At 69.3% G+C, this 21792-nt stretch carries 21 protein-coding genes; 7 read left to right on the forward strand and 14 right to left on the reverse strand.

Annotated features, from left to right (window positions below; all coding sequences use genetic code 11):
• Positions 1-2 precede the first annotated feature (2 nt).
• The 10 genes from ABD767_RS13695 to metK form a co-directional block, all read right to left on the reverse strand.
• Entirely contained in the window at positions 3-1403 is a 1401-nt protein-coding gene (locus ABD767_RS13695; RefSeq protein ID WP_344869806.1) for an amidase, read from the reverse strand.
• On the reverse strand, positions 1400-2890 hold the full coding sequence (locus ABD767_RS13700; RefSeq protein WP_344869807.1) for an ABC transporter substrate-binding protein: 1491 nt from the start codon (positions 2888-2890) through the stop codon (positions 1400-1402). Before ABD767_RS13700 ends, ABD767_RS13695 begins: the two co-directional genes overlap by 4 nt.
• Positions 2891-2933: 43 nt before the next feature.
• Complete coding sequence (locus ABD767_RS13705) at positions 2934-3746, reverse strand: ATP-binding cassette domain-containing protein (protein ID WP_344869808.1); 813 nt, start codon at positions 3744-3746, stop codon at positions 2934-2936.
• On the reverse strand, positions 3743-4759 hold the full coding sequence (locus tag ABD767_RS13710; RefSeq protein ID WP_344869809.1) for an ABC transporter ATP-binding protein: 1017 nt from the start codon (positions 4757-4759) through the stop codon (positions 3743-3745). Before ABD767_RS13710 ends, ABD767_RS13705 begins: the two co-directional genes overlap by 4 nt.
• A gap of 5 nt (positions 4760-4764) precedes the next feature.
• Positions 4765-5610: an ABC transporter permease subunit gene (locus ABD767_RS13715; RefSeq protein ID WP_103045187.1), complete on the reverse strand. Its 846-nt coding sequence runs from the start codon at positions 5608-5610 to the stop codon at positions 4765-4767.
• Positions 5607-6569 carry an ABC transporter permease gene (locus tag ABD767_RS13720; RefSeq protein WP_344869810.1) on the reverse strand — a complete coding sequence of 321 codons (963 nt, stop codon included), beginning with the start codon at positions 6567-6569 and terminating at the stop codon, positions 5607-5609. Before ABD767_RS13720 ends, ABD767_RS13715 begins: the two co-directional genes overlap by 4 nt.
• A gap of 7 nt (positions 6570-6576) precedes the next feature.
• Positions 6577-7200: an aminoacyl-tRNA hydrolase gene (gene pth / locus ABD767_RS13725; protein WP_103045185.1), complete on the reverse strand. Its 624-nt coding sequence runs from the start codon at positions 7198-7200 to the stop codon at positions 6577-6579.
• A gap of 252 nt (positions 7201-7452) precedes the next feature.
• Positions 7453-8049, reverse strand: coding sequence for a LysE family translocator (locus ABD767_RS13730; protein WP_344869812.1), 597 nt, complete (start codon positions 8047-8049; stop codon positions 7453-7455).
• Between the two features lie 402 nt (positions 8050-8451).
• Positions 8452-9258 carry a helix-turn-helix domain-containing protein gene (locus ABD767_RS13735; RefSeq protein WP_344869813.1) on the reverse strand — a complete coding sequence of 269 codons (807 nt, stop codon included), beginning with the start codon at positions 9256-9258 and terminating at the stop codon, positions 8452-8454.
• 242 nt (positions 9259-9500) lie between these two features.
• Positions 9501-10691, reverse strand: coding sequence for a methionine adenosyltransferase (metK, locus tag ABD767_RS13740; RefSeq protein WP_103045589.1), 1191 nt, complete (start codon positions 10689-10691; stop codon positions 9501-9503).
• 135 nt (positions 10692-10826) lie between these two features.
• On the opposite strand from metK, the gene ABD767_RS13745 reads away from it, so the two are divergent.
• Together ABD767_RS13745 and ABD767_RS13750 are read left to right on the forward strand one after the other, a co-directional pair.
• Positions 10827-11705, forward strand: a complete 879-nt coding sequence (locus ABD767_RS13745; protein ID WP_344869814.1) for a lysophospholipid acyltransferase family protein — start codon at positions 10827-10829, stop codon at positions 11703-11705.
• Positions 11702-12574 (forward strand): lysophospholipid acyltransferase family protein, encoded by an 873-nt coding sequence (locus ABD767_RS13750; RefSeq protein WP_344869815.1) that lies wholly within the window; start codon positions 11702-11704, stop codon positions 12572-12574. The genes ABD767_RS13745 and ABD767_RS13750 overlap by 4 nt, the downstream gene beginning before the upstream one ends.
• A gap of 36 nt (positions 12575-12610) precedes the next feature.
• On the opposite strand, the gene ABD767_RS13755 is transcribed toward ABD767_RS13750, so the two are convergent.
• Together ABD767_RS13755 and yihA are read right to left on the reverse strand one after the other, a co-directional pair.
• The gene (locus tag ABD767_RS13755) at positions 12611-13519 is read right to left on the reverse strand and encodes an alpha/beta fold hydrolase (protein WP_344869816.1); all 909 of its coding nucleotides are present in this window, start codon (positions 13517-13519) and stop codon (positions 12611-12613) included.
• Positions 13520-13579: 60 nt separating this feature from the next.
• Positions 13580-14305 carry a ribosome biogenesis GTP-binding protein YihA/YsxC gene (yihA, locus tag ABD767_RS13760; protein WP_344869817.1) on the reverse strand — a complete coding sequence of 242 codons (726 nt, stop codon included), beginning with the start codon at positions 14303-14305 and terminating at the stop codon, positions 13580-13582.
• 83 nt (positions 14306-14388) lie between these two features.
• Here yihA and ABD767_RS13765 point away from each other — a divergent pair, with 83 nt between their 5' ends.
• The 5 genes from ABD767_RS13765 (at position 14389) to ABD767_RS13785 (ending at position 20289) form a co-directional block, all read left to right on the forward strand.
• Positions 14389-15006: a c-type cytochrome gene (locus ABD767_RS13765; RefSeq protein WP_103045584.1), complete on the forward strand. Its 618-nt coding sequence runs from the start codon at positions 14389-14391 to the stop codon at positions 15004-15006.
• A 127-nt stretch (positions 15007-15133) separates the two neighbouring features.
• A complete protein-coding gene (locus tag ABD767_RS13770; protein ID WP_344869818.1) occupies positions 15134-17275 on the forward strand; it encodes a cytochrome c biogenesis protein ResB in 2142 nt (713 codons plus the stop codon).
• Complete coding sequence (gene ccsB / locus ABD767_RS13775) at positions 17272-18606, forward strand: c-type cytochrome biogenesis protein CcsB (protein ID WP_103045582.1); 1335 nt, start codon at positions 17272-17274, stop codon at positions 18604-18606. Before ABD767_RS13770 ends, ccsB begins: the two co-directional genes overlap by 4 nt.
• A gap of 74 nt (positions 18607-18680) precedes the next feature.
• Positions 18681-19652 (forward strand): protein-methionine-sulfoxide reductase catalytic subunit MsrP, encoded by a 972-nt coding sequence (msrP, locus tag ABD767_RS13780; protein ID WP_344869819.1) that lies wholly within the window; start codon positions 18681-18683, stop codon positions 19650-19652.
• 19 nt (positions 19653-19671) lie between these two features.
• A complete protein-coding gene (locus ABD767_RS13785) occupies positions 19672-20289 on the forward strand; it encodes a protein-methionine-sulfoxide reductase heme-binding subunit MsrQ (RefSeq protein ID WP_344869820.1) in 618 nt (205 codons plus the stop codon).
• 6 nt (positions 20290-20295) lie between these two features.
• On the opposite strand, the gene lysA is transcribed toward ABD767_RS13785, so the two are convergent.
• Both lysA and lptM read right to left on the reverse strand, forming a co-directional pair.
• On the reverse strand, positions 20296-21576 hold the full coding sequence (gene lysA, locus ABD767_RS13790) for a diaminopimelate decarboxylase (protein ID WP_344869821.1): 1281 nt from the start codon (positions 21574-21576) through the stop codon (positions 20296-20298).
• 2 nt (positions 21577-21578) lie between these two features.
• Positions 21579-21779, reverse strand: coding sequence for an LPS translocon maturation chaperone LptM (lptM, locus tag ABD767_RS13795; RefSeq protein ID WP_103045578.1), 201 nt, complete (start codon positions 21777-21779; stop codon positions 21579-21581).
• Positions 21780-21792: the final 13 nt, after the last annotated feature.

Consider the following 21792-nt stretch of genomic DNA (forward strand, 5'->3'; position numbering starts at 1 on the left):
TTCTACGGCTGCATCGGCCAGGGCCGCTGCGGGCCGCGCAGCTGCTCGAAGGCATGCGCCAGGCGCAGCACGCCCAGGTCGTCGAAGCGCCGCCCGGCGATCTGCAGGCCGATCGGCAGGCCCGAGCTGCTGCAGCCGCAGTTGATCGACGCGGCCGGCTGCTCCGACATGTTGTACGGCACGGTGAAGGCGATGTGCTCCAGCGGGCGCAGCGGATCGTCGGTGGGCGCGGCCAGCTCGGCGTCGAACGCGGTAATCGGCGCGACCGGCGAGAGTACGAAGTCATAGGGCGCGCAGGCGCGCACCGTGGCCACGCGCGTGGCGTGGAACTGCTGGCTGGCGTTGAATACCTCGGCGCCGCTCAGCGGCGCGGCGCTGTCGGCCCATTGGCGGATGAAGGGCAGCACCTTGTCGCGCTGCGCCGGCAGCAGCTTTTGCATGTCGGTGAACGAGCGCATGCGCCAAAAATGATCCATGCCGTCCAGCATCGCGCGCGTGAGAAACGGGCGCATCGGCTCGATGTGGGCGCCTGCGTCCTGCAGACGGCGGGCGGCGTCCTCGACGGCGGCGCGCACCTCGGCGTCGACCGGCAGGCCGCAGCCCGCGTCCAGCAGCAGGCCCAGGCGCAGGCCCTTGAGCCAGTGCAGGTCGCCAGCGGTGGCCGACTGCCAGTCGATGGCCTGCGGAGGCAGGCTCATGCTGTCGCGCGCGTCCGGCTGGCTCAGCACCTGCATCATCAGCGCGGCGTCGGCGACGCTGCGCGTCATCGGGCCGGCGGCGCGGCCGGTGTAGGGCGGGTCGATGGGCACGCGCCCCAGGCTGGGCTTGAGGCCGAAGACGCCGCACCAGCCGGCGGGCAGGCGGATCGAGCCGCCGATGTCGGTGCCCAGGTGCAGCGGGCCGTAGCCCGCGGCCGCCGCTGCGCCCGCGCCGGCGCTGGAGCCGCCCGGGCCCTTGCGCGTGTCCCAGGGGTTGCGCGCCAGCGCATGAAACGACGACAGGCCCGAGGACAGCATGCCGTAGTCGGGCATGGTGGTCTTGCTGACCAGCACCGCGCCGGCCTCGCGCAGGCGCGCGGCCGGCGGTGCGTCCTCGTCGGCCGGCACCAGGGGCAGCGCGGCCGTGCCCAGCGGCGTGGGGTCGCCGGCGGTGGCGATGTTGTCCTTGAGCGTGAGCGGCACGCCGTCCAGCAGCCCGCAGGGCGCGCCGCGCAGCCAGCGCTGCTCGCTCTCTCGCGCGCGCTCCAGCGCGGCCTCGGGGCGTGCCAGCCAGGTGGCGTGCAGCTGGGGTTCGCAGCGCTCGATTTGCGCGATCACGTCGCGCACCACGTCCACCGGCGACAGGCTGCGGTTGCGGTAGCGCTCCAGCAGCGCGCAGGCGCCGAGGGCATGCAGCGCGCTCATGACCAGGACAGCGCCGACAGGTCGTTGGCGAAGATGGGCATGTCGCGCCAGAGGCCGTGCACGCCCTTGGCCGCCACGGTGACCCATTGCGGCTGGTACAGATAGACGTTGACGCAGTCCTGCGCCAGCAGGCGCTGGGCCTGGCCCAGCAGGCGGGCGCGGTCGGCGGGCTGCTGGGCGTGCTGGATTTGTGCAAACAGTGCGTTGAATGCGTCGGAGTGGTAGCCCCAGTAGTAGTCCGGCTTGGTGTAGTTGGCCAGGTCGAAGGGCTCGACGTGCGAGATGATGCTCAGGTCGTAGTCCTTGTTGGTGTAGGTGCCGCTGAGCCACTGCGCCCACTCGACGTTCTGCGTCTTGACCTGGATGCCCACCTTGGCCAGTTGCGCGGTGATGACCTCGCCGCCCTGGCGCGCGTAGGCGGTGGGCGGCAGCGTCATGGTGAGCTGCAGCGGCGTCTTCACGCCAGCCTCGGCCAGCAGCTTTTTGGCCTTCTCGGGGTCGTAGGGGTTGATGCCGGTCGTGTCCACGTAGCCGAAGGCGCCGGGTACGTAGTGGCTGCCGATGGGCACGCCAAGGCCCTCGGCCGCGCCCTGGATGACGGCCTTGCGGTCGATGGCCACGGCAATGGCGCAGCGTACGCGCTGGTCGTTCAGCGGCTTGCGCGCGTTGTTGACCGCGACGATGGTCTTGGCGCGCGAGCCGCCGACGATGACCTGCAGGCGCGGGTTGGCCTTGAGCTGTGCCAGGCCGCGCGAGGCGACGCGCGGGAACAGGTCGACGTCGCCGGCCAGCAGCGCCGCCACCTGCGCGGCCGGGTCGGGGATGAAGCGGAAGGTGGCGCTCTTGATGCGGATCTTGGCCGCCCGGCGCCAGTCGCTCCAGGCAGCCAGCGTGATCGAGGCGCCGCGGCTCCAGCGCGCCAGCCGGTAGGGGCCGGTGCCCATGGGCTGGGTGGCGTTGGTGGCGGCGCTGGTCGGCTCGACGATGATGGCCGTCGCCTGGCCCAGCAGGAACAGCAGGTCGGGCTCGACGTCGCGGTTGGTCACGACGACGGTGTAGTCGTCGAGCACTTGCGTCGCCAGGCCGGCGAACAGGTTTTTGTCCTTGTTGGTGCTGTCGCTGCCCGCGGCGCGTTCGAACGAGAACTTGACGTTGTGTGCGTTGAACGGCTGGCCGTTGTGAAAGCGCGCGTCGCGGCGCAGGCGGAAGGTGTAGGTGCGCAGGTCGGGCGAGACCTCCCAGCTCTCGGCCAGCAGCGGCACGACGCTGCCGTCGGACTGGATCTTGGTCAGCGTCTCGTAGAGGTTGTAGAGCGTGACCTCGGCAATCGACGAGGCGGCCGCTGCCGTCGGATCGAGGCCGGTGGGCTCCAGCGCCAGGGCCAGCGTGATCTGGTCTTTTTTGCCTTGCGCGAGGCTGTGCAGCGGAGTGGCCAGGGCGCTTGCGGCCAGTGCGCCCGAAACCAGGGCCGTGCGGCGGGTGAACATGGGTGACATCTCCTTGTGCGGGTCGGGCGGGGGTTTGGTTGTACTACAGCGGCGCCGGATCCAGCCGCGGCACGGCGTCGAGCAGTGCCTGCGTGTAGGGATGCTCTGGCCGGGTGAACAGCTGCTGAGTGGCGCCGCGCTCGACGACCTCGCCCTGGCGCAGCACCAGCGTGTCCGGGCACAGGTGGCTGACGACGGCCAGGTCGTGGCTGATCACGAGGTAGGTGATGCCGTGCGCCTGCTGCAGATCCAGCAGCAGGTTGAGCACCTGGGCCTGCACCGACACGTCCAGTGCGCTGACCGGCTCGTCGGCGACGATCAGGCGCGGGCGCGTGATCAGCGCGCGCGCAATTGCAATGCGCTGGCGCTGGCCGCCAGAGAATTCATGCGGGTATTTGCCCGCGTCGCCCGAGCGCAGGCCCACGTCGTGCAGCACCTGGGCGCAGCGCTCGCGCAGCTGCGCGCGCCCGACGGGCGCCAGCGCGCGCAGCGGCTCGGTGACGATGGCCTGTATGTTCTGGCGCGGGTCGAGCGAGCCGTAGGGATCCTGGAACACCATCTGGAAGTCGCGCCGCGCCGCACGCAGTTGCCGCGCCGGCAGGCGGTGCAGGTCGCGCCCGAGCAGCTGCACGCTGCCGGCCGTTGGTGTGTCCAGCGCCATCACCAGCCGCGCCAGCGTCGACTTGCCCGAGCCCGATTCGCCGACGATGGCCAGGTTGCGCCCGGCGTGCAGGTCGAAGCTGACGCCGCGCAGCGCCTGCAGCTGCGGGCGCGGACCCCACAGGCGTTGGCGCGGCAGCGGGTAGTGGTGCGACAGGTCGCGCACGCGCAGCAGCGGCTGGTGCGGGGCGGTCATGCGCTCTGCCCTCCGGCATCGAGAGTGGGCAGCGTGTCCAGGCGGATGCAGCGCGCGCTGTGGCCTGCGCCCAGGTCGACCGCGGCGGGCAGGCGCTCGCTGCACGCGGCGATGGTCCAGGGACAGCGTCCGGCAAACGGGCAGCCGGGCGGCAGGTCGCCCAGCGCGGGCACGGTGCCGGCAATCGTCGGCAGGCGCGCGCCGGCGTGGGGCGCGGCGCCCAGGCGCGGGCGGGCGGCAAACAGGCCGCGCGTGTAGGGGTGGGCCAGGCGGGCAAAGACCTGGGGCGTGGGGCCGGCCTCGACCACGGTGCCGCCGTACATGACCAGCGTGCGCTGCACGTGGCGGGCGATCACGCCCAGGTCGTGCGAGATCAGCACCAGCGCCATGCCGCTCTCGCGCACCAGCGCGCCGATCAACTCCAGGATCTGGCGCTGCAGCGTGGTGTCCAGCGCGGTCGTCGGCTCGTCGGCAATCAGCAGGTCGGGGCCGCAGGCCAGCGCCATGGCGATCATGATGCGCTGGCGCTGCCCGCCCGAGAACTGGTGCGGGTGGTCGCCCAGGCGCTGCGCGGCCTGCGCAATGCCCACGCGTTCGAGCAGCGCCACCGCCTGCGTGCGCGCCTGGCGCGCCGACAGGCGCTGGTGCAGGCGCAGCGGCTCGGCCATCTGGCGGCCGACGGGGTGCAGCGGGTTGAGCGCGGTCATCGGCTCCTGGAACACCATGGCGATGCGGTTGCCGCGCAGCCGGCACCAGGCGGCGTCGGCCAGGCCGCGCAGTTCCTGGCCGTGCAGGCGGATGCTGCCCGACAGCTGCGCGCCCTCGGGCAGCAAGCCCATCAGCGCCAGCGCGGTGAGCGACTTGCCGCAGCCTGACTCGCCGATCAGCCCCAGCGTCTGGCCGCGCGCGAGGGTGAAGCCGACGTCGTGCACCGCGCGCACCAGGCCGCCGGCCGTGGGCAGGGCAATGGCCAGGTTCTCGACCTGCAGCAGTGGCGTGCCGTTTTTGTCCATCGCGGTCACCGTGCGCGCGCCAGGCGCGGGTCGAGCAGGTCGCGCAGCCCGTCGCCCAGCAGGTTCAGGCCAAGCACTGCCAGCGCAATGGCCAGGCCCGGCCAGACGGCCAGCAGCGGTGCCTGGAACATCAGCGTCTGCGCCTCGCTCAACATGCGCCCCCACGAGGGCTGGGGCGGCTGCGTGCCCAGGCCCAGGTAGGACAGCGCGGCCTCGGCCAGGATGGCCAGCGCGAACTGGATGGTGGCCTGCACGATGAGCACCGGCGCGATGTTGGGCAGCACGTGCTCGATGGTGATGCGCCAGCCGCCCTTGCCGCAGGCGCGCGCGGCCAGCACGTACTCGCGCGTCCACACTGCCTTGGCCGACGCGCGCGCCAGCCGCGCAAACGTCGGTATGTAGAAGATGCCGATGGCGATGATGGCGTTGACCATGCCCGGCCCGTAGACGGCGGTGAGCATGATGGCCAGCAGCAGAGCGGGAAAGGCAAAGGTGAAGTCGGCCACGCGCATGACCAGCTCTTCAATCCAGCCGCGTCGCGCTGCCGCCAGCAGGCCCAGCGCGACGCCGGCGACCAGGCCGATGCCGACGGCGATCACGCCGACGGCAATCGTCGCGCGCGCGCCGACGAGCAGCTGCGACAGCACGTCGCGCCCGTAGGCGTCGGTGCCCAGCCAGTGGCTGGCGCCGGGCGCCTGCAGCGCCGCGTCCATCTGCACCTCGGCGGGCGGCCACGGCGTCCAGACGAAGGACAGCAGCGCGGCGGCAAGCAGCGCCGCCGTCAGCAGCGCGCCGATGGCAAAGCTCTTGTGGCGCAGCGCGCGCCGCAGAAAAGGCGTGGCGGTGCTCACAGCCCGGCAGCCTTCACGCGCGGGTCGATCGCCGCGTACAGCAGATCGACCGCGAAGTTGACAACGACGACCATGGCCGCCAGCAGCATCACGCAGTTGCGCACGACGACCAGGTCGCGGTTGGCGATCGCCTGGAAGATCAGCCGGCCTAGGCCGGGCAGGTAGAACACGTTCTCGACGACGATGGTGCCGGCCAGCAGGTTGGCGAACTGCAGGCCCATGACGGTGACGACCGGAATCATCGCGTTGCGCAGCACGTGGCGCCACAGCGCGGCGCGCCGGCTCAGTCCCTTGGCGCGCGCGGTGCGCACGAAGTCCTCGCGCAACACGTCCAGCACGGCCGAGCGGGTCACGCGCGCCAGAATGGCCGCCTGCACCACGGCCAGCGCCAGCGCCGGCAGTGCCAGCGCCTGCAGCGCGGGCCACAAGCCGCCGCCGTCCTGCGCGCTCCAGCCCGGAAAGCCGCCGGCGGAGAACCACTGCAGCTTCACCGAGAACAGCAGGATGAGCAGGATGGCGAACCAGAAGTTGGGAATCGCAATGCCCAGCTGCGCCAGCGCCATTACGCCCGCGTCGCCGGCGCGGTTGTGGTGGGCCGCAGCATAGACGCCGGCGGCAAGCGCCAGCACGCAGGTGAGCAGCATGGCCAGCAGCGCCAGCGGCACCGTCAGCGCCAGGCGCTCTGCAATCAGCTCCGCCACCGGTGTGCCGTAGGCGTGGCTCACGCCCAGGTCGCCGCGCGCCAGGCCCGCCAGCCAGTGGCCGTAGCGCTGCCAGGCGCTCTGATCCAGCCCCAGTTGCGCGGTGAGTGCCGCCACCGCCTCGGGCGCGGCGTCCGGGCCCAGCAGCATCTGGGCGGCATTGCCGGGCAGCACTTCGAGCACCGCGAACACCAGCGCCGATGCGGCCGCCAGCGTGGCGGCCAGCGTCAGCAGGCGGTGGAGCACGAAGCGAGCCATGGATCTGTCAGGCGGCGGGCGGGGGCACGCTGGCCGCGCGCGCGGGCTTGGGGCGCGCAGGCGTCACTGTGTGGATCTGCTGCGCTGCCTTGTCCATCGCACCATCGACCAGCAGCGGCCAGGCCTTGAGGGCGCGTTCCATCGCCTCCTCGATCTGCTGGCGCTGCTCGGGCGCGGGTTTTTTCAGCACCCAATGGATGACCTCGGACTTGACGCCCGGGTGGCCAATGCCGATGCGCAGCCGCCAGTAGTCGCCCGAGCCCAGCTGGGCGTGGATGTCGCGCAGCCCGTTGTGGCCGCCGTGGCTGCCGCCGCGCTTGAGCTTGACGGTGCCGGGCGCGAAGTCCAGCTCGTCGTGCGCGACCAGGATTTCCTCGGGCGCGATCTTGAAGAAGCGCGCCAGCGCCGCCACCGACTTGCCCGACAGGTTCATGAAGGTCTGCGGCTGCAGCAGCCAGACGCTGCGCCCCTGCACGCTGGCGCGCGCGGCCAGCCCCCAGTAGCTGCGCTCGGGCACCAGATGCACCTTGAGCTCGCGCGCCAGCGCGTCTATCCACCAGAACCCCGCGTTGTGACGCGTGTTCTCATACTCGGGTCCGGGGTTTCCCAGGCCGACAAACAACTTGATCATGGCAGCGATTATCCCGACCTGGACGGAGCCTGGCGCACAAACGCCAACCCGATTGGCAACGATCCTCGGCCCACCCTTGCAAACCCGCCACACTGGCTGCAACTGTCGATGCATACAGCTATCTCGTAGAGTGCGTCATGGCCATGAACCGAGTGCAATTCCAGCGGGGCCTGTCGCTCGTTGAGTGCAGGTGGCCGCCCTCGCCGTCCACTTGGCGTTTCTGGCTCTGCTACTCAGAGCGTGTTTACGCTCTTACCGGATCAGCACCACCCCGAGCGCCAGCAGCAGCAGGATCACGCCCGTCGCCCGCTCGATGCGGGGCACCTGGCGGGTGAAGCGCGCGACCACCCGGGGGTGGCCGATGGCGACGGCCACGGCCAGGTCCCAGGCGAGCACGGCGGTAAACATCCAGGCGCCGTAAAACCACCGTACGCCTGTGGCGGCATCGCCCAGCAGCGCAAACAGGCTGGCGTAGAACAGCGCGTTCTTGGGGTTGAGCAGGCCCGAGGCCAGGCCCATGCGCAGGCCGGCGCTCCAGCGCGGCAGGGCGGTGTGCCAGCCCGGCATGGGCAGGTCGCGATGCGCTGCGGCAGGCGCGCGCAGCAGCTGCCAGCCGAGCCACGCCAGGTAAGCGCTGCCTCCCCACTGCAGGACCAGCCACAGCGCGCCGCCGGGGCGCAGCAGTGACGTGCCGGTGAGTGCCAGGGCAATGAACAGCCCGTTGGCCAGGGCAATGCCCAGGCAGATGCCGCTGGCACGGCGCCAGCCATGGGCCAAGGCGCCGCGCGCGATCAGGAAAAAGTCCGGGCCCGGACTCAGCAAGGCCAGGAAATGGGCTCCGGCGACCATTAAGAACGTGTTCAAGGTCTCCCCATGGGATCCGCAAGGCAGCAAAAAGCCGCAATCGAGGCGCGCGCCGCAGGCCATGCTGGCGGCCTGGACAAGGCGCGCAACGAAGAGTGCGGTTTTTTGCTGCCTTGCCCGAAGGGTTGCCCCGCCAAAGCAGCATCTGCGGCGTTGCAAATGCTCGCCGGGCCACCAGCCCGGCTGCGCTTTGCGCCTTGCACCTGCCGCTTTGGCGGGGCAACGGGCCCCATGGGGAGACCTTGAACACGTTCTAAGAATTGCTCCAGCACCAGCGCTTCGCTCCTCGGGTTGGGTGCGATGCCCTGCGCACCGCGCGGCGAAGTCTCGGGTGCGGCGGCGGCCGCGTCTTGGAAAAAAAGAACCCGCGGAGCGCCGGCGGCGGCGTCAGTCGTGCTGGTGGCTGTGCTGGCCGGCGTGCTGATAGCGGCGCGGAGTGGCCGCGACGCGTTCGTGGAAGCTGTGATGGAAATGGCTCTGGTCGTAAAAACCGACTTCGTGGGCCACGGCGGCCAGGGGTTTGCCCGCACGCAGTCGCTGCCGGGCCGCGTTGATGCGCAGGTCGATCTGGTAGGCGTGGGGCGTGAGGCCGGTGGCCGCGCGCATCGCCCGCGTCAGCGCCTGGGGCGTCATGCCCGCCAGCTGCGCCAGCGTGGGCAGCGGCCAGGGGTCGCAGGGGCGTTCGTGCAGCGCCGACAGCACGCGCGCGACGGCGGCGCTGGGGCGGGCGGGCCCGGGGACGGGCAGGGCGTCATGCCGCCAGGCTCCGTGCAGCAAAAAGTCCGTCAGGGCCTGGGCCTTGTGCGCGGCGGGCGCGCTGGAAAACAGCGTGGCGTTGAGCGTGCAAAACGCCCCATAGGCCACGGCCGAATGCAAAACATGGGCCTGCCCCGGCAGGCCGGACGCGCCGCCGTGCTGCAGCACTTGTGCCGCCCAGGCGGCGTCCAGGTGCAGCATCTGGTAGCTCCAGGTGCTGCCCGGCACGGGGTTGCAGGCGTGAACGCGGCCGGCCGGCACGCTCACCAGGCTGCCGGCCGCGAGCGGCGTGCTGTGTCCACTGCTGCGAAAGATGCTCTCGCCCTCATCGACCACGCCGATGGACAGCGTGGCATGGCTGTGGGCGCGCCGGGACTCGGCGAAGGGCAGGGCCGGGTCGCGCCAGAATTGGGGTTGTGCCGAAGGCAAAGCGTTCACGGTGGGTGGTTTACAGCCCGGTCGCTGTACGCAGCGCTTGGGCCTTGTGGTCTGCGTTCACATCGCTGCGTGATATGAACTCCGCCCCAAAGCCCAAGGTTTGCCTTCGGCAAACGCCGGGCTTTACAGCCCGGCCGCTGCACGCAGCGCTTGGGCCTTGTCGGTTCTTTGGTCTACGTTCACATCGCTGGCGCGATATGAACTTCGCCCACGTACGGAAAGCCGCGCTGCGCGCAGGGGGCTTACAGCCCCGCAGCGGCACGCAGTGCCGCTGCCTTGTCCGTACGTTCCCAGGTGAACTCGGGCTCTTCGCGGCCGAAGTGGCCGTAGGCGGCGGTCTTGGCGTAGATGGGGCGCAGCAGGTCGAGCATCTGGATGATGCCCTTGGGGCGCAGGTCGAAATGCTCGGCCACCAGCTGGGCGATCCTGTCGTCGGCGATGACGCCCGTGCCTTCGGTGTAGACGGTGATGTTCATCGGCCGTGCCACGCCGATGGCGTAGGCCAGCTGCACCTGGCACTGGCGCGCCAGGCCCGCGGCGACCACGTTCTTGGCGACGTAGCGTGCGGCGTAGGCGGCAGAGCGGTCGACCTTGGTCGGATCCTTGCCAGAGAACGCGCCACCGCCGTGCGGGCAGGCGCCGCCGTAGGTGTCCACGATGATCTTGCGTCCGGTCAGGCCGCAGTCGCCCTGCGGGCCGCCGACGACGAAGCGGCCGGTGGGGTTGATCAGGTACTTGGTGTCCTTGAGCCACTCGGCGGGCAGCACCGGCTTGATGATCTCCTCGATGATGGCCTCGGTGAAGCTGGCCTTCATCCGGGTGGCGGTTTCGCTCTGGTCGGGGCTGTGCTGGGTGGACAGCACGACGGTGTCGATGGAGTGCGGCTTGCCGTCGACGTAGCGCATCGTCACCTGGCTCTTGGCGTCGGGGCGCAGGAAGGGCAGGCGGCCGTCTTTTCGCAACTGGGCCTGGCGTTCGACCAGGCGGTGCGCGTAGTGGATGGGCGCGGGCATCAGCTCGGGCGTCTCGTCGCAGGCGTAGCCGAACATCAGGCCCTGGTCGCCGGCGCCGGTGTTCAGGTGGTCGTCGCTGGCATGGTTCACGCCCTGGGCGATGTCGTTGCTCTGCTTGTCGTAGGCGACGAGCACTGCGCAGCCCTTGTAATCGATGCCGTACTCGGTGTTGTCGTAGCCGATGCGGCGGATGGTGTCGCGCGCGATCTGGATGTAGTCGGGCGTGGGCGCATCGGACTTGATGCTGATCTCGCCGGCCAGCACGACCAGGCCGGTGTTGGTCAGCGTCTCGGCGGCCACGCGGCCGCGCGAATCGACGGTGAGGATGGCGTCCAGGATGGCGTCCGAGATCTGGTCGGCGACCTTGTCGGGATGGCCTTCGGAGACGGATTCGGAAGTAAAGAGAAAGTCGTTCGCCATTTGAATAAACTCCTGTGTTTTCGGCTTTTGGGGCGTTGCCCACAGCCTTTGGAGTCTGAGGCGAACGCTTTAGCAGTGGTGTTTAACGTCGCCCTGCAAGTTGCTCGGGTTAACTCAGCGACATCCAACATTCTAATGCAGCCCCTGTTTCGCCTTTTTGCCGTCATGCCTTTGTGGCTGGTGCACGCCGTCGGTGCACTGCTGGGCTGGCTGGCGTTTGCCGCGTCGCCCACCTATCGGCGCCGCTTTCTGGCCAACGCCGCCCAGGCCGGCTACCGCTTTGCCCAGGTGCGCGCCGCCGTGGCGCATGCCGGGCGCATGGTGGCCGAGGCGCCGCGCCTGTGGCAGGGCGACGCGCTGCCGCCGTGCGAGGTGCGCGGTGCTGATTGCGTCGAGCAGGCCTGGGCCGCAGGCAAGGGCATCGTGTTTCTGACGCCGCACATCGGCTGTTTCGAGCTGTCGGTGCAGGAGGGCGCGCGGCGCTGGGCGCCCGCGCATGGGTCGTTCACCATTCTCTACCGCCCGGCGCGCCAGCCGTGGCTGGCGCGGGTGATGGAGGGCGCGCGCAGCCGGGGCGGCATCCAGGCGGTGCCGACCACCCTGCACGGCGTGCGCCAAATGATCAAGGCGCTGCGCGCCGGGCGCGCCGTCGGTCTGCTGCCCGACCAGGTACCGCCCGAGGGGCTGGGCCAATGGGCGCCGTTCTTCGGCCGCCAAGCCTACACGATGACGCTGGCCGCGCGCCTGGCGCAGCAGACCGGTGCCGCCGTGATCCTGGCGCGCTGTGAGCGGCTGGTGCGCGGGCGTGGCTATGTGCTGCACCTGCAGGCATTGGAGTCGGCACTGGGTGCGCCGCTGGCGCCTACACTCGACGCCGCCGTGCTGCAGATCAACCAGGCCATGGAATTCCTGATTCGCCAATCTCCCGAGCAATACCTGTGGGGCTATGCGCGCTACAAGCGGCCGCGCCCACTGAATCCGTCCGCCCCCGCTCCCGCGGAGCCGTCGGCATGAAGGCGCGGCTGGGGATTGCGCTGCTCAACCTGCTCGGGCGCCTGCCGCTGCCCTGGCTGCGCGCGCTCGGCGGCTTCATCGGCCGCGTGCTGTTCGTGCTGGCCAGGCCGCGGCGCAAGGTGGCGCTGCGCAACCTCGCGCTGTGTTTTCCCGAGGCGAGCGAGGCGCAGCGCCGGGCCTGGGCGCGCGAGACCTTCGAGGTGTTCTGCCAGACCTTTCTGGATCGCGGCTGGCTGTGGAGCGGCTCCGAGGCGCTGGTGCGCTCGCGCGTCACACTCGCCGGCGCGGTGCATGAGCTGGACGGCGACGCACCGACCATCGTCTTCGCGCCGCATTTCTACAGCATGGACGCGGGCGGCCTGGCGCTGCCGCTCAACACCACGCGCGAGTTCACCTCGATCTTCGCCACCCACCCCAACCCGGTGCTGGACGCCTGGTTCATGAACGGGCGCCAGCGTTTCGGCAAGGTGGCGATGCTCAACCGCGCCGACGGCGTCAAGCCCATCATCCAGTGCCTGCGCAAGGGCGGGCTGCTGTACCTGCTGCCCGACATGGACTATGGCCCGACCGATTCGGTCTTCGTGCCGTTCTTCGCGGTGCCCGAGACGGCGACGATTCCGTCGCTGTCGCGCTTTGCCCGCCTGGGCCGGGCCAAGGTGGTGGCGCTGTACAGCCGCATGACGCCGCAGGGCTACGAGGCGTGCCTGACGCCGGCGTGGGAGCATTTCCCGACCGACGATCATGTGGCCGACACCGCGCGCATGAACCGCGAGCTGGAGGTGGCGATCCGCACCATGCCGGCGCAGTACTACTGGGTGCACAAGCGCTTCAAGACGCGGCCCGAGGGGCAGGCATCGTTTTATCGGTAAATCCGGCTCAAACCCTTGTGGAGCAATTGGGCGAAGCTATTTTTTGAATAGCAAAAAATCCTGCATCGCCTGCTGCACCAGCAAGGGTTTTTCGTGCACCAGCCAGTGGGAGGCGCCGGCGACCGGCTGCACCTGGAGCTGGGGCACCCAGTCTTGCAGGCCGTCCAGCAGCGCAGGCAGCAGGGCGGGGTCGTCCATGCCCCACAGCACCCGCGTCGGCACGCCGATGCGCAGCATCTCGGGCGGCAGCCGCACCGAGGCCGCGCCCGGGTCGCCCGCGCGTGGCGGGCGAAGCGGACTGGCGCGGTAGTAGTTGCACGCGCCGGCCAGGCCCTGCTGCCACAGTGTGCGGTATTGGGCGCGCATCGCGGGCGTGAGCCAGACGGGCGGCTGGCCGGCCGGGTCGTCGAAGAAGACGAACAGGCGGCGGAAGTCGTCCTCGGCCAGCAGCGCCTCGGCGTCCGGGCGGCACAGGAAATGCATGTACTGGCTGGCCGCCTGCTGCGCCGGGTTGTGCGCCAGTTCGCGGACAAAGGCGCCGGGGTGGGGCGCGTTGATGATCAGCAGGCGATCGAGTAGCGCCGGGTGCTGGTTGGCAACGGCCCAGGCGACGGCGCCGCCCCAGTCGTGCGCCACCAGGCAGGCCAGCGGCGCGCCGGCGCCCTCCAGCGCGATCAGCGCGGCGATGTCCTGCACCAGGTGCTTGGCGCGGTAGGCCTCGGGCGCGGCCGGGCTGCTGGACGCGCCGTAGCCGCGCAGATAGGGCGCGATGCAGCGGTAGCCGCCGTGCGCGGCCTGGGCGAAATGCGCCAGCAGCGCATCCCAGACGAAGGCGCCCTCGGGGAAGCCGTGCAGGAACAGCAGTACCGGCCGGCCGCGCTCGCCGGTGACATGGCAGCGCAGCAGGGTGCCATGGGGCAGGGCGATGTCTTCCCGGGTGTGCATGAGATCCTTGATTGATAGCTGCCGGCGCTTGCCAGGCAAGGGCTGGAGGCTGCGAAAACGTCAGGATTCTGGCGGTGATGGCGCCTCGGCCGCCCCGGGCGTGTCGGCGGCCGCCCCGGGCGGGTGGCACCACTGCCACAGCAGCAGCGCCACGTCGTCCACGCCCTGCTTCTTCAGGGCCGAGAACAGCCGCACCTCGCCGCCGCCGGCCTGCAGGCGGATGATGGACAGCGCCTTGGTCTGCTCGGCGCGGGTCAGCTTGTCGGCCTTGGTCAGCAGTACCAGGAACTTGAGCCCGGCCTCGACGCGCGGGCGCACCGCGTCGAGCAGCGCCTCGTCGAGCTCGGTCAGCCCCAGGCGCGGGTCGCACAGCAGCACGATGGCCGTCAGGCTCTCGCGGCTCACCAGGTAGTTGAGCATCACGCGCTGCCAGCGCAGCTTGTCCTCGCGCGAGACCGCGGCGTAGCCGTAGCCGGGCAGGTCGGCCAGCACCGCGTCGGTGGTGTTCTGCCGGCCCAGCGCGAACAGGTTGATGTGCTGGGTGCGCCCCGGCTTCTTGGAGGCGAACGCCAGCTGGCGCTGCTGTGTGAGCGTGTTGATGGCGGTGGACTTGCCGGCGTTGGAGCGGCCGACGAAGGCGATTTCGGGCACGTCGACCGCGGGCAACTGGTGCAGTTGCGCGGCGGTGGTGAAAAAGCGCGCGGTGTGCATCCAGCCCATGGCGGCCTTGGCGGTGATGGTGGGCGGGGCGCCGGCGGGGGCGCTTGCGCGCTCTGTTGTTGACATAGATCGGATGGGAGGGACTGGAGCCAGATAGCGGGCATTGTAGAATCGCGAGGTTTTTGCGCCTACAACACAAGACCCTCGATATGAAGCTGCTTGCCTCCTTGCTGATGACTGCCGCTGTGGCCATCCCTTCGGTTGCCGCGTTTGCGGCCGATGCTGCCAAACCCGACCTGGTCAAGGGCCAGGAGAGCTATGGCCAGGTATGCGTGGCCTGCCACGCCGAAGACGGCAACGCCACGATCACGACTTACCCCAAGCTGGCGCAGCAGCACCCCGAGTACCTGGTCAAGCAGCTCGAAGACTTCAAGTCGGGCAAACGCGTCGATGCCGTGATGCAGGGCATGGCGGCCATGCTGGAAGAGGCGGACATGCGCAACATCTCCGCCTGGTTGGCCACGCAAAAGGACAAGCCGGGCGCTGCCAAGGACAAGGATCTGGTCACCCTGGGCGAGCGTATCTGGCGCGGTGGCATCCAGGATCGCCAGATCGCGGCCTGCGCCAGCTGCCACAGCCCCAATGGCGCCGGCATTCCGTCGCAGTACCCGCGCCTGTCGGGCCAGCACCAGGACTACACGGTCAAGCAGCTGTCGGACTTTCGCGATGGCAAGCGCGCGAACAACAATGTGATGCACGACGTGGCGGCCAAGCTCAACGACCACGAAATCCAGGCGGTTTCCGACTACATCGCCGGATTGCATTGATTCCCATCAAGGCTTCAGGGGTGTCCGGCTGCGTCCGGGGAACCTGCAGCCGATAATTGCACCCAAACGGGCGGGCTCATCTACCCAGATGGCTCGCCTTTCGTGCGATAGGGCCTTGCATTTCTCCATGACTGACACCACCCACGGCGGCCTCAACCTGCGCTGGCATACAGCGTGGCGCCGCTTCTTCGAACTGCTGGCGTCGATGCGTTTCGCCATCGCGCTGCTGACCGTGATCTGCATCGCCTCGGTGATTGGCACCGTGATGCAGCAGCACGAGCCGGTCAACAACTACGTCAACCAATTCGGCCCGTTCTGGGCGGCGCTGTTCATGGCGCTCAAGCTCAACGCGGTCTACAGCGCCTGGTGGTTTCTGCTGATCCTGGCGTTCCTGGTCGTGAGCACCTCGCTGTGCATTGCACGCCATGCGCCCAAGTACCTGGCCGACATCCGCAATTTCAAGGAAAACATCCGCGAGAAAAACCTGCTGTCCTTCGGCCTGAAGGCGCAGCAGACGCTGGCGGGCGAGGCGCCCGTCGATGCGGCCCAGCGTATCGGCAAGCTGCTGGTGGCGCGCGGCTGGAAGGTGAAGCTGCAAGAGCGCAAGGGCGCCACCGGAACGGGCTGGATGGTGGCGGCCATGGCCGGGTCGGCCAACAAGCTGGGCTACATCGCGGCGCACAGCGCCATCGTGCTGATTTGCCTGGGCGGGCTGCTGGACGGCGACCTGATGGTGCGCGCGCAGATGTGGTTTGGCGGCAAGACGCCGTATGCCGGCAGCGGCCTGATCTCCGAGGTCAAGCCCGAGCACCGCCTGTCGGTGGCCAACCCGACCTTCCGCGGCGACCTGGTCGTCACCGAGGGCACGCAGGCGAGCATGGCCATCCTGCGCCAGTCCGATGGCGTGCTGCTGCAGCAGCTGCCATTCTCCATTGAACTCAAGAAGTTCACCGTCGAGCATTACTCCACCGGCATGCCCAAGCTGTTTGCCAGCGACGTGGTGATCCACGACCTGGTGACCGGCGAGAGCACGCCCCAGCGCATCGAGGTCAACCACCCGGTGAACTACAAGGGCGTGGAAATCTACCAGTCCAGCTTTGACGACGGCGGCTCGCAGCTGCGCCTGCGCGCGCGATCGCTGCGCCCGGGCAACGGCGACTTCGACGTCGGCGGCGTGGTCGGCGGATCGGCGCAGCTCGATGCAGCCCAGGTGGGGCAGGATATGGCACTGGAGTTCAGCGCACTGCGCGTGATCAACGTCGAGAACATGGGTGACGACGGCGGCGGCTCGGGTGCCGACGTGCGCCGCGTCGACCTGCGCGGCGCGATCGAGTCGCGCCTGGGCGCGGGCAACAAGACGACCTCCAACCGCGAGCTGCGCAACGTCGGCCCCAGCGTGGGCTACAAGCTGCGCGACGCGTCGGGCCAGGCGCGCGAGTTCAACAACTACATGCTGCCGGTGGACTTGCAGGACGGCCAGTCGCCGGTCTACCTGATGGGCGTGCGCGAGAGCCAGTCCGAGCCGTTTCGCTACCTGCGCGTGCCGGTGGATCGCGAGGGTGGCATGGACGACTTCCTGCGCATGCGCCGCGCGCTGCTCGACCCGGCACTGCGCATGCAGGCGGTGCAGCGCTATGCGCGTCAGGCGGTCGACCCCGCGCGCACCGAACTGGTCGAGCAGCTGACCGATTCGGCGCAAAGGGCGCTGGTGCTGTTCGCCGGCGGCGTATCCAGCGACGGCCGGCCCGAGGGCGGGCTCAAGGCGATCTCCGACTTCATCGAGGCCAACGTGCCCGAAGCCGAGCGCGAGCGCGCCGGCGAGGTGCTGATCCGCATCTTGAATGGCAGCCTGTTCGAACTGGCGCAGATGACGCGCGAGCAGGCCGGCCTGGCGCCGCTGCCGTCCGACGCGCAGACGCTGTCCTTCATGACCCAGGCGGTGCTGGCGCTCAGCGATGCGCAGTTCTATCCGGCGCCGGCGGTGTTCACGCTGCAGGACTTCAACCAGATACAGGCCAGCGTCTTTCAGGTGGCGCGCGCACCGGGCAAGCTGGTCGTGTACCTGGGTTGCTTCTTCCTGATCGTCGGCGTGTTCGCCATGCTCTACGTGCGCCAGCGCCGCGTCTGGGTGTGGCTGGCGCCGCAGGACGGCGGCGCCCGGGCGACGATGGCGCTGTCCAGCAACCGCAAGACCCTGGATGCCGGCCGCGAATTCGCGCAGCTGCGCGACGCATTTTTTGGTTCATCACCCGATGGAGGCACGCAATGAATACGGCCACGACGACGCTGACGCTGAGCGACGGCTATTTTTCCCGGCGCAGCCCGATGGACTGGCTGTTCGCGCTGCTGGTCGCCGGCGGCGGTCTGTACGCGCTGCAGCGCTACGGCGCCTACATGGACGTCTATGAGAAAGGCATTCTGCTGGCCGCCATTCCCGGCGCCATCTGGCTGGGCTGGTTCTGGCGGCCGCTGCGCACGCTGATGCTGGTCGTGGCGGGGGCCTCGCTGCTGGCGCTGGCGCTGTACCAGCAGGGCGGCGCGGGAGATCTTGCGCGTTCCGAGCAGGTGTTCTGGCTCAAGTTCTTCCTGTCGAGCCAGTCGGCCATTCTGTGGATGAGCATGCTGTTCTTCATGGCCACCGCGTTCTACTGGATCGGCATGTTCTCCGACAACCAGGGCGAGACCATGATGCGCCTGGGCTCGGGCATCGTCTGGGCGGGCGTGGCTATGGCGCTGATCGGCACCATGGTGCGCTGGTACGAGAGCTATTTGATCTCGCCCGACGTTGGCCACATTCCGGTGAGCAACCTGTACGAGGTGTTCATCATGTTCAGCTGGATCACCGCGGTGTTCTACCTGTACTACGAGCAGCGCTACGGCACGCGCGCGCTGGGCGCCTTCGTGATGCTGGTGGTCAGCGCCGCCGTCGGTTTTCTGCTGTGGTACACGGTGGTGCGCGAGGCGCACGAGATCCAGCCGCTGGTGCCAGCGCTGCAAAGCTGGTGGATGAAGCTGCACGTGCCGGCCAATTTCATCGGCTACGGCACGTTCGCGCTGGCGTCGATGGTCGCGTTTGCCTACCTGATCAAGCAGCAGGCCAGCGAGACGCGCTGGTTCAAGCTGGCGCCGCTGTGGCTGCTGGGCGTGGTGCTGTGCTTCGAGCCGCTGGTGTTTCGCAGCCAGGGCGTGCAGGGCGGCAGCGCCTACTGGATGGTGTATTTCGGCGTCTCGGCGCTGATCGTCGGCAGTATTTTGTTTGGCCGCCGGCGCATCGCGATGCGTCTGCCGGAGCTGGAAGTGCTCGACGACGTGATGTACAAGGCGATCGCCGTCGGCTTTGCCTTCTTCACGATCGCCACCGTGCTCGGCGCGCTGTGGGCCGCCGAGGCCTGGGGCGGCTACTGGAGCTGGGATCCGAAGGAGACCTGGGCGCTGATCGTCTGGCTGAACTACGCCGCCTGGTTGCACATGCGCATGATGAAGGGCCTGCGTGGCACGGTGTCGGCCTGGTGGGCTCTGGTGGGCCTGGTGGTCACCACGTTTGCCTTCCTGGGCGTCAACATGTTCTTGAGCGGCCTGCACAGCTACGGAACGTTGTGACGTGAGCGCCCGGCGGCATCGCGTGGTTTGGTGCAGACTGCTGATCTGTCCGTTCCGTGTTTCGCGAGGCCGCCATGCCCATCCTCTCTGCCACTGCGGCCCAGCCCCGGCCCAGTGAAATCACCCCCCAATCCGTTTATTCCCGGCGCCGCCTGCTGACGGCTGGCGCTGCGGCAGGCCTCGCCTGGTTCGCACATGCCGGTGCCGCGGCGCCTGCGCCCGCCGATGCGGCGACAGCCCTCGTCGGCGAGCGTTCTCGGATCGCTGGCGCGGTCACGCTGGAAAAACCGACCGACTGGCAGGACGCCACCGGTTACAACAACTTCTACGAATTCGGCACCGACAAGGCCGACCCCCGGCGCAACGCGGCCACGCTCAAGACCCGACCCTGGACCGTGGTCGTCGACGGCCTGGTGCAGCGACCGATGCGCGTCGATATCGACGACCTGCTGCGCCTCGCTCCGATGGAGGAGCGCATCTACCGCCTGCGCTGCGTCGAGGGCTGGTCCATGGTCATTCCGTGGGTGGGGTATTCGCTGGCGCGGCTGCTCGACCATGTTCAGCCGCTGGGCAGCGCGCGCTACGTGGAATTCACGACGCTGGCCGACAAGGCGCAAATGCCCTACGTGGGCTCGCGCATGCTCGACTGGCCCTACACCGAAGGCCTGCGCCTGGATGAGGCGCGCCACCCGCTGGCGCTGCTGACCTTCGGCATGTACGGCCAGGTTCTGCCACGGCAGAACGGCGCGCCGCTGCGGCTGGTCGTGCCATGGAAGTACGGCTTCAAGAGCGCCAAGAGCCTGGTGCGTATCCGGCTGACCGAGCAGATGCCGGCGACGACCTGGAACAAGGCCGCGGCGCGCGAATATGGCTTCTACGCCAACGTGAACCCCGACGTCGACCACCCGCGCTGGAGCCAGGCGACCGAGCGGCGCATCGGCGAGGACGGCCTGTTTGCCCGCAAGCGCAAGACGCTGCCCTTCAACGGCTATGGGGAGCAGGTGGCGGCGCTGTACGCCGGCATGGACTTGCGTGCCAACTACTGAGACTGGGCGCCGGCGGCCGGTGGCCGCCGCATCGCGGTGCGACGCGGTGCTGCGCCACCGCCTGGCCAAGCCGCTGGTGTGGCTGCTGTGCCTGCTGCCGCTGGCCGGGCTGGTCTGGGGCGCGGCAACCGGCGGCCTGGGCGCCAACCCGGCCGAGGCGCTGCTACGCCGCAGCGGCGACTGGACGCTGCGCCTGCTGTGCGTGGCGCTGGCCGTGACGCCGGTGCGGCTGCTGTTGGGTTGGCCGGCGCTGGCGCGCTTTCGACGCCTGCTGGGCCTGTTCGCCTTCTTCTATGCGGTGCTGCACCTGCTGTGCTGGGCCTGGCTGGACCAGGGACTCGATGCTGCAGCAATGGCGCACGACGTGGTGCAGCGTCCGTTCATCCTCGTGGGCGTGGCCACGTTCGTGCTGCTGCTGGCGCTGGCGGCTACCTCGCCTGCCGCGGCGGTGCGCCGGCTGGGCGCGCGACGCTGGCGGCGGCTGCACCGCTGCGTGTACCTGGCGGTGCTGCTGGCACTGCTGCATTTCTTCTGGATGCGCGCGGGCAAGCGCGACTGGGCCGAGGTGCAGGTCTATGGCGCGGTGGTCGCCGCGCTGCTTCTGGCGCGGCTGCTGCCGTGGGTGCGCCGGCGCTGAATAGGCTCAGGGCAGCAGGCGCTCGCAGCGGTAGATGTCGGCAATGTCCTCGCGCTCGCGGATCAGGTGGGCCTGGTCGCCGTCGACCAGCACCTCTGCCGGGCGCGCCCGCGTGTTGTAGGTGCTGCCCATGGCGCTGCAGTAGGCGCCGGCCGACAGCACGGCCAGCAGGTCGCCGGGCGTCACCGCAAGCGTACGGTCGCGGCCTATCCAGTCGCCGCTCTCGCAGACCGGGCCGACGATGTCCCAGGTCTGCTGCTGCGCGCTGCTGCCGGCGTGCAGCGGCACGATGGCGTGGTAGGCCTCGTACATCATCGGGCGCGGCAGGTCGTTCATCGCGGCGTCAACGATGCAGAAGTTCTTCTGCTCGCCGGGCTTGAGGTAGAGCACCTCGGTCAGGCACACGCCGGCGTTGCCCACCAGCGAGCGGCCCGGCTCGATCAGTATCTTGCGCTGGCCGTGGCCGCGTGCGTCCAGCCTTGTCAGCAGCGCCTGCCACAGCGCGTCGGCCGCGGGCGGCGTCTCGTCGTCGTACATGATGCCCAGGCCGCCGCCCAGGTCGATGTGGTCGATCGCAATGCCCGCTGCCTGGATGGCGTCGACCAGGTCGAGCACGCGGTCGAGCGCGTCCAGGTAGGGCGCGGCCTCGGTGATCTGCGATCCGATGTGGCAGTCGATGCCGATGATCTTCAGGCCCGGCAGCTGCGCGGCGCGGCGGTAGGTGTCCAGCGTGCGCTCGTGCGCAATGCCGAACTTGTTGCCCTTGAGGCCGGTCGAGATATAGGGGTGGGTCTTGGCGTCGACGTTCGGGTTGACGCGGATGCTGATCGGCGCGCGCGTGCCCAGTTCCAGCGCGACCGTATTGAGCACTTCCAGCTCGGCCTCGCTCTCGACGTTGAAGCAGCCGATACCCGCGGCCAGTGCCTGGTGCATCTCGGCGCGGGTCTTGCCGACGCCGGAAAAAATGATCTTGGCTGGGTCACCGCCGGCGGCCAGCACGCGCTGCAGCTCACCGCCCGAGACGATGTCGAAGCCGCAGCCTTGGCGCGCAAAGCCTTGCAGGATGGCCAGCGACGAGTTGGCCTTGACTGCGTAGCAGATCTGCGAGCGCCGGCCTTGCAGGCCGCGCTGGTAGGCCGCCAGCGCCTGCTGCATCGCGGCCTGCGAGTAGACGTACAGCGGCGTGCCAAAGCGCTGTGCCAGGTCGGATAGGCGCGCGCCCTCCAGGTACAAGTCGTTTGCGCGGTAGTGCAGTTGGGGGTGTCCGGGCAGCGGGCGGGTGCTCATGGTCATTGTTCGGTCGCTGGCTCCGCGCGGGGAGCGGTCTGGGGCGTGGCGGCGAGCGCCGCCGATGCCGGGTTGAGGGTTTGCGGCAGGGTGGCGCGCTGCGCTGCGGCGGGGCTGTCGGGCAGGTACAGCGGGCCGCTTTGCCCGCAGCCCGTCAGGGCTGCGGCGGCGGCCAGCCCCAGGAGATGGCGGGCTTTGAGCATGGGCGCAAATTGT

The sequence above is a fragment of the Comamonas faecalis genome (genome assembly GCF_039538025.1).
GTDB classification, from domain to species: Bacteria; Pseudomonadota; Gammaproteobacteria; order Burkholderiales; family Burkholderiaceae_C; genus Comamonas_C; species Comamonas_C faecalis.

What these genes read in the sequence shown, in the direction of transcription:
- metK (WP_103045589.1), bottom strand. Translation starts at nt 10,691, where the DNA reads ATGGCGAACGACTTTCTCTTTACTTCCGAATCCGTCTCCGAAGGCCAT.
- ABD767_RS13695 (WP_344869806.1), bottom strand. Translation starts at nt 1,403, where the DNA reads ATGAGCGCGCTGCATGCCCTCGGCGCCTGCGCGCTGCTGGAGCGCTAC.
- lptM (WP_103045578.1), bottom strand. Translation starts at nt 21,779, where the DNA reads ATGCTCAAAGCCCGCCATCTCCTGGGGCTGGCCGCCGCCGCAGCCCTG.
- ccsB (WP_103045582.1), top strand. Translation starts at nt 17,272, where the DNA reads ATGAATACGGCCACGACGACGCTGACGCTGAGCGACGGCTATTTTTCC.
- ABD767_RS13710 (WP_344869809.1), bottom strand. Translation starts at nt 4,759, where the DNA reads ATGGACAAAAACGGCACGCCACTGCTGCAGGTCGAGAACCTGGCCATT.
- ABD767_RS13705 (WP_344869808.1), bottom strand. Translation starts at nt 3,746, where the DNA reads ATGACCGCCCCGCACCAGCCGCTGCTGCGCGTGCGCGACCTGTCGCAC.
- ABD767_RS13700 (WP_344869807.1), bottom strand. Translation starts at nt 2,890, where the DNA reads ATGTTCACCCGCCGCACGGCCCTGGTTTCGGGCGCACTGGCCGCAAGC.
- pth (WP_103045185.1), bottom strand. Translation starts at nt 7,200, where the DNA reads ATGATCAAGTTGTTTGTCGGCCTGGGAAACCCCGGACCCGAGTATGAG.
- ABD767_RS13770 (WP_344869818.1), top strand. Translation starts at nt 15,134, where the DNA reads ATGACTGACACCACCCACGGCGGCCTCAACCTGCGCTGGCATACAGCG.
- ABD767_RS13750 (WP_344869815.1), top strand. Translation starts at nt 11,702, where the DNA reads ATGAAGGCGCGGCTGGGGATTGCGCTGCTCAACCTGCTCGGGCGCCTG.
- ABD767_RS13755 (WP_344869816.1), bottom strand. Translation starts at nt 13,519, where the DNA reads ATGCACACCCGGGAAGACATCGCCCTGCCCCATGGCACCCTGCTGCGC.
- ABD767_RS13765 (WP_103045584.1), top strand. Translation starts at nt 14,389, where the DNA reads ATGAAGCTGCTTGCCTCCTTGCTGATGACTGCCGCTGTGGCCATCCCT.
- ABD767_RS13730 (WP_344869812.1), bottom strand. Translation starts at nt 8,049, where the DNA reads ATGGTCGCCGGAGCCCATTTCCTGGCCTTGCTGAGTCCGGGCCCGGAC.
- ABD767_RS13745 (WP_344869814.1), top strand. Translation starts at nt 10,827, where the DNA reads ATGCAGCCCCTGTTTCGCCTTTTTGCCGTCATGCCTTTGTGGCTGGTG.
- msrP (WP_344869819.1), top strand. Translation starts at nt 18,681, where the DNA reads ATGCCCATCCTCTCTGCCACTGCGGCCCAGCCCCGGCCCAGTGAAATC.
- lysA (WP_344869821.1), bottom strand. Translation starts at nt 21,576, where the DNA reads ATGAGCACCCGCCCGCTGCCCGGACACCCCCAACTGCACTACCGCGCA.
- ABD767_RS13720 (WP_344869810.1), bottom strand. Translation starts at nt 6,569, where the DNA reads ATGGCTCGCTTCGTGCTCCACCGCCTGCTGACGCTGGCCGCCACGCTG.
- yihA (WP_344869817.1), bottom strand. Translation starts at nt 14,305, where the DNA reads ATGTCAACAACAGAGCGCGCAAGCGCCCCCGCCGGCGCCCCGCCCACC.